The following is a 12,020-nucleotide window of genomic DNA, read 5'->3' on the forward strand; positions in this document are numbered from 1 at the left end:
GCTGCCGGCGTCACCCTAGAGGGCGTTGCCAGCAGAACTGTCGGATGCCGCGGCGCCGGCGGATGCCGAGGTCGCCGATCGGCGCTGCCGGTAGGCCCGTTGCTGGCAGGCACGGGAGCAGTAGTCCCGCGGCCGCCCGCGACGCGGCCCAGCGAACTCGGCACCGCAGACCGAGCACCGCCCCGGGTGAGGCTGCAGCGCAGTTACATCACGGATTTCATCACGGTTTTCCGCGCGATGACGCCGGGCGACGAGGAGTTCGACGCCGTCGAGAGTCCGGGCCAGACCGAAATCGAAGGGGTCCTCAGGTTCGTCGAAGGCACCGGCCTGCCACAGGCGGCCGAGGGCGGGGTACGGGCCCATGCGCTCGACCAGTTCCTCCTGGCCGCGCCACCACTGCGCGTTCGAGACGCCGGACTCCCGCTCTTCATGGCGGACTTCGTGGACCTGCTGTGCGGCGGTCTTGACGAAGCCGGCGACCAGAGAGACCACCGCGACCACCTCGGAAGCCCGCAACCCCGTACCCTCGGCGATCTGCAACGCGCGCTCGTAGTCGGCCATGATGTTCGGGCCGGGCAGCCGACGACTGCCGGCGGTGTGCACAAGCCACGGATGCCGCAGGTGGAGGGTCCAGTGCGCGCGGGCCCACGCCTCCATTCCGGTGCGCCAGTCGACGTCGCCGGAATCGGAGTGGTCGGGCGCGGACAGGTCGAGTTCGCCGACCACGGCGTCCCGCATCAGCTCGATCAGCTCCGCCTTGCCGGGCACATGCCGGTAGAGCGACATCGTGGTGAAGCCCAGCCGCTCGGCAACCCGTCGCATGGACAGCGCGGGCAGCCCTTCGGCGTCGGCGACCTCGATCGCCGCCGCGACGATCCCGGCCAGGTTCAGCCCCGTCCGCCCGGGGCTCTCCTTGGCGCCCCACAGCAGTTCGACGGTGCGTCCAGGTTCCGCCGTCGCGCTCTCCTCGGTCATGCGCACTCACCTTCCGTTCTTGACCTCCACCCTAGCCTGGCGTTTATGGTGTACGCAGCCGTGTACGGCATAAACCTATTCGGGGGAAGGTGCATTCATGCTCGACGACCAGCCCGACCAGCTCTACGTCGCACCCTGGGGTCGCGATTCCTGGCCCGGCACGCTCGACCGGCCGTTCGCCACCCTGTCCGCCGCACAGCGGGCCGTCCGCGCCCGTACCGCGTCGTTGCGATCCGACCTCGTGGTCAACCTCCGCGCCGGAACGTACTTCCTGGACACCCCCTTCACCCTGGACTCAGGCGCAGGAGACTCGGGCCGGAACGGCCACCGGGTCGTCTACCAGGCCTACGGCTTTGGAACTCCCGGCCAGGAGAACGCCGTTGTCAGCGGCGGCCGCGTGATCTCCGGGTGGCATCCCGGCGAGGTGGACGGCACCTGGCGGGCCGAGGTGGGCTCGCTGGAGACCCGGCAGCTGTATGTGAACGGCCGCCGAGCCCCCAGGGCCTCGCTCAGTCCCGGACTCCCGGGTGATGTGACGAAAGCGGAGACCGGTTACGTCACGGATAGCACCGAACCACAAGGCTGGCAGGACCCGACGAGCATCGAGTTCGTCTTCCCGTGGGTGTACCCGTGGTCGGAGGCCCGCTGCCGGGTCGCCGAGATCACCGGCGACGCGCGATCCACGACCATCACCCTTGCCCAGCCCGCCTTCACATGGGCCCGCGAGCTCTACTCCGCCGCCTGGGTCGGCGACAAGCCGACCGACCCCGAAACCCGCCGGGAGACACGGTGGGACGGCCTGGCCCGGCCGGTTTCGGCGGAGAACAGCGTGAGCTTCCTGACCGAGCCCGGCACCTTCGCCCTCGACCGACGCACCCCCGGGCACCACGTCCTGCACTACCTGCCACTGCCCGGGGAGAACCCGGCCGAAGCCGAGATCATCACCCCGGTCCTGGAGAAGCTCGTCGTCGGCCGGGGAACCGAGCAGAACCCACTGCACGATGTGACGCTGCGCGGCCTGACCTTCTCCCACGCCGGCTGGACCGCACCGGACGGACCCCATGGGTTCCTGCACTTCTTCGCCAACACCTACTACGACGGCGGCCAGCTGCAGAAGGTCGAACTCGCCGACGGAAATGCCCATGTGACGATTCCGGTGGAACCCCGGCTCGTACCGGCCAACGTCGAGTTCACCGCCGCCGTTCGGGTCGCACTCCACGACAACAGCTTCGCCCGGCTCGGCGCCGGGGCGATCGGCTTCACCGGGCGGGGTCGCGACAACGTCGTCGTCGGCAACCAGATCGAGGACGTCTCCGGCAGCGCCGTGACCGTCACCTCAGACACCGGTACCCGGATCGAGCAGAACCTCATCCACCACATCGGCCGCGAGTACCACGGCTCACCCGCCGTCTGGGTAATGAACGCCCGCGAGGTGACGGTGGCTCACAACGAGATCCACGACGTCCCCTACAGCGGGATCGTCGTCACCGGCGGCGGGGAGGCTGCCCGGGTCCAGGTCCTCGAAAACCTCATCCACCGCACCATGACAGTGCTGGCCGACGGCGGCGGCATCTACCTCAACGGCCGACAGGGAGCTTCCTACGCCGACGGCACCCTGGTGCGAGGCAATGTCATCCGCGACACCATCACGCCCTACAACTTCGGCCTCTACACCGACTACGGTGCCGCCTGGGTGACCGTGCAGGGCAACGTCGTCCACCGCAGTGACGCTCCGATCGTGCTACGGGTGACGCCCCCACTGGAGAACGTGGCCTTCCTCGACAACTTCTGGGACGACCACCCCTCCCAGGACGACACCCCACCGAGCGGAGTGACCCTCGCCAGGAACAGGGTGCTGCCGAAGGACAGCTTCGAGGAGGCCCTGGCCGCCGACCCCGCCGGCGCCGCCATACTGGCTTCCGCAGGCCGGGGCACTCCGCCCATGGGCGCGAACCCCAGCCAGGCCGTGTGACCTCCCCGACGTGCGCGCACGGATCCGGCTGAAGCCGCGGCGGGCCCTGGCGACCACGGGCAGGGCCCGAGCCGGTGGTCGCCGACAAGGGCTACTCGGCCAGCAGCTTCCGTGCCCACTTTCGGCGCCGCGGCATCAAGGCGTCCCGCCCCGGAAGCGTTGACCAACAGTGGTTGCGTGCGGTTATGCAGGGAGGAAACTCGGCCACCAGGGCGGGACATTCCCCGGGCATCGAGGGTCAGGGTAGGAGTCCACGATGCCAAGCCATGTCACCAGGAACCACGTGACGCACACGGGGAAGATGAGCCCTGCGGTCAGTGCTGCGCTTCGGTGACGTCGTCCCAGGGTGGCGTACAGGACGACCCAGGAAACGGCTACGGCGATCCATATGAGAGGGCCGAGAAACAGCAGAGTCATGTTGCTGGCCGCTGCGTTGACGCCGATGTCACACGCAGCCCATACCCTCCCGATAGTGGCGATGGAGACCACCGAGGCCAGACTCCCGAAAAGGACGCCGCACAGAATCCCTCTGGACCAGGGTCTCGGAGGTCTCGCCGGCCCAGCTTCCACCATCGTCCATCTCCCCTCGTCGGAAGGGCGGAGACTACCGAAGCGCTGGAAGCGGCCCTCCTGCGCCCTGCCTCCGGGCGTACTGCGGCGACCGCCGTACCGGAAGCCGTACCGGAAGCCGTACGGGCGCGTGGCGTGCTCGTCGTGCCGCTGGAGGGCGGACTCACCCGGTTCGTCCTCAACGACACGCCGGGCCAACGACCGGCCGTTCCCAACGAACTGCCCTGTCGGGTCAGGTGTCCTCGGATTCCAACTCGAAGGTGAAGTAGATGGTCAGGCAGTAGGGCTCGTCTTCGTCGTGGAAGAAATCCCACGACACATCCGTCAGGCGGATCCGGTGTTCCCGCACCCACTCATGAGCTTTCTTGAACGCTTCCGCGGCAGTTGTGGCCGGGAACAGCTTCCTGGCCATGGGATGCACGCCGGTCTCAGCGTCCGAATCGTCGAAACCCTCAGGCACGTCCAGGCAGAAGTTGGGATCAAGTACCACGGGGTACGCCCTTCCAGTCGGTTACCCGTACGAATCGACAGAGGCTGTCGTCTGAGCACGACACCGGGTAGGACCCGCGACGCCCCCGGAAGGGTTGCTTCTGCCGACCATGCGTGAAGTGGCACAGCAGATGAAACGACCTGCGACGGCCCAAACGACATGGCCCGCCAGCCGCAAGCGCCGCCCCCCTCATCACGGGCGGATACCGCCCCGGTCCCCGCGTTGGGGGCCTGCGAGTGGGTTCTTCGCGGCCGCAGGGCAGCGAGTCCTCAACCCGTCAGGCGTCGAAGCGATGGCGGGAGGGCTCGATGTGTCCGTCGTCGGGCTCGATGTGTCCGTCGGCTTCGTCCCGTCCGTCGCCGAAGACGAAGAGCGGCTTTGCGCCGTGGGCGGGTGTTTCGGCGAACGAGATGGCTTCCGTGAAGCGTTCGAGCGGGAACGGCCGGCCTTGGGGGATGCTCAGCACTTCATCGGCGACGAGGCTGCGAACCTCGGACAGCGCGCGCAGCGCATCCGTAGGTGAGGCGGTGCCGAACCAGCGGTTCAGCCAGAAGCCACGGACCACTTTGGTCTCGTAGATGATTGAGCGCGCCAGCAGCGGAATCGTCAGCGCCGCCGGGTCAGTCTGCCGATGGGTGGAGAGTGCGCCGTAGACCACGGCTTCTCCTCCCGGAGCCAATGCCTGGGACACCTGGGCACCTACATGGCCCGCGACACAGTCGATGGCCTTGCGCACGCCGGCCGGGCCTGCAATCTCCGTCACACGCCGCAACAGGTCCTCGTCCTCGGTGCAAACGGCCTCGTCGCCACCAAGCGCCTTGATCTCCTCCACGGCATCGCGCCGCCGCACCACATTGATCGTCCGCACACCCAGATGCCTGGCCAGCTGAATGACGAGCCGGCCGACGGTGGAGCCCGCCGCCGTCTGCAACAACCATTCGCCCGGCCGTACGTCGAGTTCGCGAGTCACCAGGAGCAGCGCGGTCAACGGGTTGACGGCGAGTTGACAGGCACTGGAGTCGCTCAGACGGTCGGGGACCGGCAGAAGCCTATGGGTATCGGCAACAAGGTATTCCTGCCAGGTGCCGGCCACACGCGGCCCGGGTACGGCCGGGACAGCAACGGCCACCACACGCTCGCCGATCTTCAGTCCCTCGGTATCCGGGCCCAGGGCCGCAATACGGCCCACACATTCCATGTGCCCCCCGACAGTGGGAAATTCGGGGGTGAAACCGTAGCGACCACGCAACACGTGCAGATCGCTGGCGTGAATCGGAGTCGCCTTCACACGGATCAACGCCTGGCCGGCTTCTGCCGTGGGAACGGGCCGGGATTCCAGCCGCAGGACATCGTTCGGCTCGCCGACCTCCCCGGCTACGAGCGCGCGCATGGATTGCGGCATGAGTGACCTTCGTATCTCGGCACCCGACGAACTCGGCGGGCGTTCCGGACAGGAACAATGGCCTCTACCGACTGGCCCAACATGATCATGTGAGCGAGCTGGGTTCGTGCGGCCTACTGAGGTCCGTGATCAGGACCGCTCGCCGCAGCGAACTGATCTGAGGTCAGGCTGCAGGATCGCGAACGGATCGGGTGCCTGAAGGTGTCGGCGAGATTCTTGACGAGCGTCTGTGTGCTGTCAGTCATCGGTGATCACCTCGATGGACTGGACCCCGGGGGCATGCCCTGCTGAGTCCGCCGCACGCACCGCACCAGAGGGCCGTTGGAGTCCCCGACATCACGCTAAGCGCCACGGTCAGGCTCTGCAATCCAGCCTCCGACGGCTCCACCTGGTCGCCGGTCCGTATTGCCGCAGGGAAAGGAGTGCAAGACCACCTGCGTCCCGCTCGCCCGCGAGAACGGCATGCACGCGCTGCGGCACTTCTACGCCTCCGTCCTACTGGAGGAGCCTGGCCGACAACCCATTGGGCCGAGGTGTGTCGAGCTCGGCGAGCCCGCGACGACGCGGGACGCTCAGCCACAAGCCCAGCGTGTAGGAACCCGAAGAGCGCACGACCGTGACGAGGAAGTGAGCGAGTCACCGGGAGGCCGGTGACTACGAGCTGTACGTGCAACCTTGCTGACCGTAATACCACTCGTACTGGCCCATCACCCACGGGTCCGCCGTGATCTTGAAGGTGCCGCGCGGGGCAGGGCAGTGGAACGTCGTGGTGACGGTGCCCTGGCCGGGTGGCGCCTCCGGCGCTGCGGTGGCCGCGGAGGCGATGCCGGCGCCTCCGGCGCCGAACAGTGCGGTGGCGAACGCTATCGCGATGATCTTCTTCATCATGTCTCCCCGTCCCATCGCGTGCGGGAACTGCCTCTGAGGACGATACACGCAACCACCCAATTCCGGACAAGAGGAAAATTCCCCCGATCTCCGCGAAAGAGGGTGCAGGCCGGACCACTGCCGGACCCGGACCGTGGACGACTCCATGCCGGCCGCCCTTCAGGCACCCCTGCGCCCCCACGGCCGGTCCCGCTTCCCGAGAGCGACGCCTATCGGGCTCAGGAGTCGCGATGGCCGCTGCCCCCTTCCATGGGGCGGCCTTACACCGACGGGACACCGGTGCCTCATCTCAGCTCGTCGGCGTTGTTCGATGGTGAACACTCCGAGGCCCACGATCTGCCCCCGTCATTCCGTGTCGATGTCTTCGTGACAGAACGACACTCGGTGGTCGATGTGTTCGCGACAGGACGACACTCGGTGGCCGAACTCTCCGTGACCATCGGGCTGTTGGCGCAACTTCGCCGCGACCCCTATACCCTCGGGCCGGGATCGGGCAGGCTGCAGATATGAACCTGGCCGAACACGCGAACGCACGCCTCGCCGACTGGCCGGCGCTCTCACAGGGGCGTGCGTGCTGCGGGGCGCGGTATTGCCTCTGCTCCGGCGCCCAGGAGATCGTCCACTTCCATGGCGACAACAAGGTAGACGTCCACCTGACACGCGACATGATCGACAGGCTCCGTCCGGCCCTGCGGAACTCCAGCGCTCTCGAACTGCCCGCGGCATCAGGATGGGTCACGGTTCGGCTCGAAGCAGGCTCCGACATCGATCTGCTCGCCACGCTCGTCAGCGCCGCACTGCTGGCGACCGGAAGGCAGCCGGGGCCGGCCGCATCGGCTCCCGGGGATCCTTGCACCCGGGGATCCTCGCAGGCATCTCGTCGCGATCCCATCCGACAGCCACGACGGACGTCGGGCCGACATGGGAAGCGGCGAGGAATGCCGTCCCGGGTTCACCTGCCCGGCGAGCAGGTACCGTGAAGGCGTAAGCCCGCTTTTCGCATCTGGTAAGCCCGCTTTCACATCACCTCTGGTCGCCACGGCCCGGATCGTCGAAGGGCGATACCTGCTGGGTGTTGGCCGTTCGCGGATCTCATCGTGCCCGTTCGCGGATCTCATCGCGCTCAGGGTGCTTGCAAGCTTTGGCTCCCCGGCCTCAACACCGGCCGCGGCGGCCGATCGTCGTGATCACCGTTGCACCGGCTGCCGCGCCATTCTGATCTCGCGGCTGAGGGCCTTCAGCGCGGCGGCGTGGATCTCCGAGAAGCTGGGGAACGGCTGAATCGTGTCGCGCAGCACCCCGAGTGGCACGCGGGCGCGAATCGCCAGCGTGGCCTGCTGCATCCACTCCCCCGCTTCCGGGCCGAGCGCATAGGCGCCGGTCAGCACCTCGCCGTCGCTGAGAAGCGTCAGGAAACCGTTCGACTCGGCGTAGTCGTGTGTGTAGGTCGCGGTCTTGGCGACCTCCGACAGCAAGGCGGTCGCACTGAACCGTGCCTCGGTCGCGCCCACCGCCGCCGCCTGTGGATCGGTGTAGGTGACGCGCGGCACCGCCTCGTAATGGGCCTCACGGGGCTCGCCGAGGATGTTCGAGGCGACGATCTCACCTTGGTATTCGCCGACGTGGGTCAGCTGCAAGATGCCTGTGACATCGCCGATCGCCCACAGCCGTTCGCCGGCCCGCATGCGCGCGTCGACCGGTATTCCCCGGCGATCCGCGGTCACGCCGACGGTCTCCAGCCCGATTCCCTCGACGCGCGGGCGCCGGCCGGTCGCGACGAGCAGACGATCGCCGCGCAGCGCCCGTCCGTCCTCCAGTCCCAGTACGAAGCCCTCGCCGTCACGGCGCGCCGCGGTCGCCTGCACGCCGACAACGAGCTCGATTCCCTCGCGGCTCAGGGCCTTGCCGAGCGCCTCGCCCAGCGGCGCGGGCTCGCGTGCGAGCACATGCTCGGCGGCCTCGACCAGGACCACCTCGCCACCGAAGCGGCGCACCACCTGCGCCATCTCCAGCCCCGCCGGGCCCCCGCCGAGCACGAGCAACCGTTCAGGCACCGTCTTCATGCCGGTCGCCTCGCGCGTGCCCCAGACACCGTCGAGCTCGCGCAAGCCGGGGACCGGTGGGACGGTGGGGTCGGCGCCGTTCGCCAGCACGACGTGCTCGGCGGTGTACCGCTCCCCGTCGACCTCTACCACCCCTGTGCCCGCCAGTCGGCCGCGACCGCGCAGCAGAGCGATGCCCTGTTCCGCCAGCCACCGCGCTGCTCCGGCGTCGGAGTAGTGGGAAACCATGTAGTCACGCCATGCCAAGGCTGCCCGGACGTCGATCTCGGCGGTGCCCGCCGCCGCACGCGCGCCCTGCACCGCCTCGCCTGGACGCAGCAGCGACTTCGAGGGAATGCACGCCCAGTAGGAGCACTCACCGCCGGCCAGGTCGCGTTCCACGACGGCGACGCGCAGGCCTCCCTCGGCGAGCGCACCGGCAGCGTGCTCGCCCGGGGCACCGCCGCCGAGGACGATCACGTCGTAGTCTTTGGTCGCACCGGTGCTCCTCATCACGCCTCCGTTCGCAATTCGCGTGATGGCACTACCCCACTACCGTCACCCTTTTGGCGGCTCGCCGCACGTGGGCGCGCGGTACCTACGGTTCAGGTGGTCTTGATCTGACCACCGTCGATGACGAATTCGGCACCGGTGACGTTTCCTGCGCGGGGAGAGGACAGGAAGACGACGAGATCGGCAACCTCCTCAGGTTCGCTGATGCGGCCCGTCGAGATGCCCATCTGCTGAGGGACCAGCTCGTCCAACGCCTGCTGGGCGGTGGTACCGGCCTCGGCAGCGACGGACTCGGCGAAGCCCCCTGGCGCGGTCCAGAACGGGGTGCGGACCGGCCCCGGGGCAACGGCGTTCACACGGACCCCACGCGGCGCGAACTCCTCCGACAGCGCCTTGGTCAGGTTGCTCAACGCGGCTTTGGCCGCCGAGTAGTCGACCACCATCGGGAAGGGCAGGCGTGCGTTGACGGAGCTGATGTTGACGATCGCTCCGCCGCCGTCCGCGAGCAGATGGGGCAGGGCGGCACGACTGGCGCGGACCGCACTGAAGAAGGTCAGGTCGAAGACCCGCCGCCACTCGCTGTCATCGATGGCCAGGAAGTCATTGCGGGGCGTGGTCACGCCGAGGTTGTTGATGAGGACATCGATCCGGCCGTGTCGTTCCGTCGCGGCCCGGACCAGGTCGTCCGCGCCGCGCGGATCAGCCAGATCGACGCTCAGGAAGTCAACGCTTCCCCTGTCACGCAGCGCGGCAAGCTGAGCGGATTCCGTACGGCTGCCGACGACAACGCGGGCCCCTTCGCAACGGGGCCGCCGGACACGCTTCTCCGATGCCAGGCACGCGGCTAACTGCGGAGGTCACAACCAAGAACGTTTGTCGACACGTTCCGAGAACGACGACAGGTCAGACGTCGTGGAAATGTTCGCGAGAAGTGAGAGCAGTCGGGTGCTTCGCGTCGGCTCCGCGATGGGTCTGCGCGGCCGGTAGTCATGGCAGTCCGATGGGTGCTGCCCTCAGCGGGTGACCGTTGGGCTCCTTGCAGCCGTCCTCGTCCCACCAGATCCCACCTTGTGTGGTGAGGTAGGGATGCAGCCCGCGAACGTCACCGCCTTCGCCAAGCGCATGGGCGACTGCGTGGAGAACTTCATCGATGGCATGAAGAAGTCCGACGTCGGAGTGGTCGAGCGCGCCGACGGCAACCTGCAAGTCACGATCGGTGGTTGGCCCGTCCACCGGTTCAACAAGTTGCCCAGGGCCTGGCCGGCAAAGGCCATCGGCTGCGACAACGCCATCCCGTCGGTCTTCTTCAGCCGACCCCGGAGTGAATTCCGCCCCTGGCACGCGACGGACCACCGAGGCCGCCTCGCGCCTGCCCCGTCACGTACGGGCGAGGCAGGCGCGAGATGTGTCATTGCTTGGATTCGACCCGTCCGAGCGGGTTGGGGCCGGTCGTCAGCGCGTCGCGGGCCGCCTGCCAAGCGGGGTCCCCGGGGAAGAGCTCGGTGCGGAGGTAGGCCCAGGTGAGCCGCTGGACCGCGGACACTCGCTCGGGGCTGTCGTCCGTGGTCTCGGCTACGTCATATCCGGAGATCCCGCCGAGCCCGTGCTCGGCGTCGAACAGGGTGAGCAGGGACTTGGGGCCCGGGGAAAGAGCGTAGGGATCGGCATGCCATTCCGGGCCCCGAACCGTCAGGTGGTCCGAGGCGTCCTTGTCGCCGGCGACCACGAGTGCGGGCGTCGTCATCTTGGAGAAGTCGGTGGTCAGGAGGAAGGAGAAGTTCTCGGCCACGGACTTGGTGAGGGCATCGCCGCCCCTGCCCGGCGCGGCGAGCAGGACTCCCGCCTTGATCCTGGGCTCGGCGAGGTTCACCTCCGTTCCGTCTTCAGGATCGGTGAGCCGGGCACCCAGCAGCAGACTCGCGGTGTGTCCGCCCATCGAGTGCCCGGCCACGGCGACCCTGCTTCGGTCCAGGCGCCCGAGAAGCTGCGGAACGGCGGCCTCGATCTCGTCGAGCCGGTCGAGGATGCGCTGCATGTCCTCGGCTCGCGAGCGCCAGTACAGAGGCGCCCCGGGTGTGTCGGGGGCCAGGCTCAGCGTGCGCGAGCTCAGGTGGGTGGGCTGGATCACGGCGAAGCCGTGCGCCGCCCAGTAGTTGGCGAGCGGGGCGTAGCCGTTGAGCGAGGAGAGGTGGTGGGAGTAGCCCTGACCGTGCGAGAGGAGGATGATCGGCAGCTCGTTCCCGGTCACGGGCGCGGAGACCCGCACCTGAAGGTCCACTGCTCGGCCCGGAGCCGGCAGCACCACCGGACTCACCGAGAGGACGGGGGCGGGCGAGCCGACGATGCCGGCCGGGTAAGTCGACGCACTCATGATGCGCATTTCCCTTCAATGGCCGCTGCTGCCGATGACGTGCGACCGGCGGCGGGATGAGGAAGTGAGGCAGCGTCCGGCTTCAGCTACCCTGAAAGCGGAACGCTGTTCCGATTAATATACGGAACAGTGTTCCGCTTCGTCAACGGTCTTGAAAGGAGAGCGCGTTGCCCACTACAGGCCCCGCCGGGGAGGTACCGGCCCGAAGCAAGCGGGCCGACGCGCAGCGCAATCAGCAGACGCTGCTTTCCGCCGCCGCTGCGGTGTTCGTCGACTCCGGCGTCGGCGCACCGATCCGTGAGATCGCGGCCCGAGCGGGCGTCGGCTTGGGGACGATCTACCGCCACTTCCCGACCCGGGCGGATCTCGTCGTCGCCGTCTACCGCCACCAGGTCGAGGCATGCGCAGAGGCCGGCCCGAGCCTGCTGGCCAGCGCCGATTCACCGCTCGCAGCACTCCGTCAGTGGACCGACCTCTTCGTCGACTTCTTGGTCACGAAGCACGGACTCGCCAACGCACTGCAATCGGACAGCAGCGGCTTCGACGCGCTGCACACCTACTTCCTCGACCGATTGGTGCCCGTCTGCGGGCAGTTGCTCGACGCCGCGGTCAACGCCGGTGACATCCAGCCCGGCACCCAGGCCTACGAATTGATGCGCGGCATCGGCAACCTCTGTATCGGACGTGACAGCGACCCCCGTTACGACCCGCGCCGACTGGTCAGACTGCTCCTTCAGGGACTGCAACAGCAACCGCAGTCATCCTGATGTCGGCGGTGCTCCCGTATGCAGCGACGG

At 68.0% G+C, this 12,020-nt stretch carries 10 protein-coding genes; 3 read left to right on the forward strand and 7 right to left on the reverse strand.

Annotated elements, in window-relative coordinates:
• Positions 1 to 15 precede the first annotated feature (15 nt).
• Entirely contained in the window at positions 16 to 975 is a 960-nt protein-coding gene (locus V2J85_RS00675; protein ID WP_330820288.1) for a TetR/AcrR family transcriptional regulator, read from the reverse strand.
• Positions 976 to 1,072: 97 nt separating this feature from the next.
• On the opposite strand from V2J85_RS00675, the gene V2J85_RS00680 reads away from it, so the two are divergent.
• The gene (locus tag V2J85_RS00680) at positions 1,073 to 2,947 is read left to right on the forward strand and encodes a right-handed parallel beta-helix repeat-containing protein (protein ID WP_330820289.1); all 1,875 of its coding nucleotides are present in this window, start codon (positions 1,073 to 1,075) and stop codon (positions 2,945 to 2,947) included.
• 802 nt (positions 2,948 to 3,749) lie between these two features.
• Here the strand turns inward: V2J85_RS00680 and V2J85_RS00685 are convergent.
• The 3 genes from V2J85_RS00685 to V2J85_RS00695 all read right to left on the reverse strand — a co-directional run bounded on the left by V2J85_RS00685 (position 3,750) and on the right by V2J85_RS00695 (position 6,297).
• The gene (locus V2J85_RS00685; RefSeq protein WP_330820290.1) at positions 3,750 to 4,007 is read right to left on the reverse strand and encodes a hypothetical protein; all 258 of its coding nucleotides are present in this window, start codon (positions 4,005 to 4,007) and stop codon (positions 3,750 to 3,752) included.
• A gap of 277 nt (positions 4,008 to 4,284) precedes the next feature.
• Positions 4,285 to 5,409, reverse strand: a complete 1,125-nt coding sequence (locus tag V2J85_RS00690; protein ID WP_330820291.1) for a zinc-dependent alcohol dehydrogenase family protein — start codon at positions 5,407 to 5,409, stop codon at positions 4,285 to 4,287.
• Positions 5,410 to 6,063: 654 nt separating this feature from the next.
• Positions 6,064 to 6,297 carry a hypothetical protein gene (locus V2J85_RS00695; protein WP_261953649.1) on the reverse strand — a complete coding sequence of 78 codons (234 nt, stop codon included), beginning with the start codon at positions 6,295 to 6,297 and terminating at the stop codon, positions 6,064 to 6,066.
• A 506-nt stretch (positions 6,298 to 6,803) separates the two neighbouring features.
• Here V2J85_RS00695 and V2J85_RS00700 point away from each other — a divergent pair.
• On the forward strand, positions 6,804 to 7,277 hold the full coding sequence (locus V2J85_RS00700) for a luciferase domain-containing protein (RefSeq protein WP_261953648.1): 474 nt from the start codon (positions 6,804 to 6,806) through the stop codon (positions 7,275 to 7,277).
• Positions 7,278 to 7,484: 207 nt separating this feature from the next.
• Here the strand turns inward: V2J85_RS00700 and V2J85_RS00705 are convergent, their stop codons facing one another.
• The 3 genes from V2J85_RS00705 to V2J85_RS00715 form a co-directional block, all read right to left on the reverse strand.
• Positions 7,485 to 8,852, reverse strand: a complete 1,368-nt coding sequence (locus V2J85_RS00705) for a dihydrolipoyl dehydrogenase family protein (RefSeq protein ID WP_330820292.1) — start codon at positions 8,850 to 8,852, stop codon at positions 7,485 to 7,487.
• 92 nt (positions 8,853 to 8,944) lie between these two features.
• Positions 8,945 to 9,688 carry an SDR family oxidoreductase gene (locus V2J85_RS00710; protein ID WP_330820734.1) on the reverse strand — a complete coding sequence of 248 codons (744 nt, stop codon included), beginning with the start codon at positions 9,686 to 9,688 and terminating at the stop codon, positions 8,945 to 8,947.
• Between the two features lie 572 nt (positions 9,689 to 10,260).
• Positions 10,261 to 11,223: an alpha/beta hydrolase family protein gene (locus tag V2J85_RS00715; RefSeq protein WP_261953645.1), complete on the reverse strand. Its 963-nt coding sequence runs from the start codon at positions 11,221 to 11,223 to the stop codon at positions 10,261 to 10,263.
• Between the two features lie 167 nt (positions 11,224 to 11,390).
• Between V2J85_RS00715 and V2J85_RS00720 the strand changes: the two genes are divergently transcribed.
• Entirely contained in the window at positions 11,391 to 11,990 is a 600-nt protein-coding gene (locus tag V2J85_RS00720) for a TetR/AcrR family transcriptional regulator (RefSeq protein WP_330820293.1), read from the forward strand.
• The last annotated feature ends 30 nt before the right edge of the window (positions 11,991 to 12,020 follow it).

The organism is Streptomyces bugieae (genome assembly GCF_036352915.1).
In the GTDB taxonomy this organism is placed as follows: Bacteria; Actinomycetota; Actinomycetes; order Streptomycetales; family Streptomycetaceae; genus Streptomyces; species Streptomyces endophytica.

What these genes read in the sequence shown, in the direction of transcription:
- V2J85_RS00695 (WP_261953649.1), bottom strand. Translation starts at nt 6,297, where the DNA reads ATGATGAAGAAGATCATCGCGATAGCGTTCGCCACCGCACTGTTCGGC.
- V2J85_RS00690 (WP_330820291.1), bottom strand. Translation starts at nt 5,409, where the DNA reads ATGCCGCAATCCATGCGCGCGCTCGTAGCCGGGGAGGTCGGCGAGCCG.
- V2J85_RS00705 (WP_330820292.1), bottom strand. Translation starts at nt 8,852, where the DNA reads ATGAGGAGCACCGGTGCGACCAAAGACTACGACGTGATCGTCCTCGGC.
- V2J85_RS00700 (WP_261953648.1), top strand. Translation starts at nt 6,804, where the DNA reads ATGAACCTGGCCGAACACGCGAACGCACGCCTCGCCGACTGGCCGGCG.
- V2J85_RS00715 (WP_261953645.1), bottom strand. Translation starts at nt 11,223, where the DNA reads ATGAGTGCGTCGACTTACCCGGCCGGCATCGTCGGCTCGCCCGCCCCC.
- V2J85_RS00680 (WP_330820289.1), top strand. Translation starts at nt 1,073, where the DNA reads ATGCTCGACGACCAGCCCGACCAGCTCTACGTCGCACCCTGGGGTCGC.
- V2J85_RS00675 (WP_330820288.1), bottom strand. Translation starts at nt 975, where the DNA reads ATGACCGAGGAGAGCGCGACGGCGGAACCTGGACGCACCGTCGAACTG.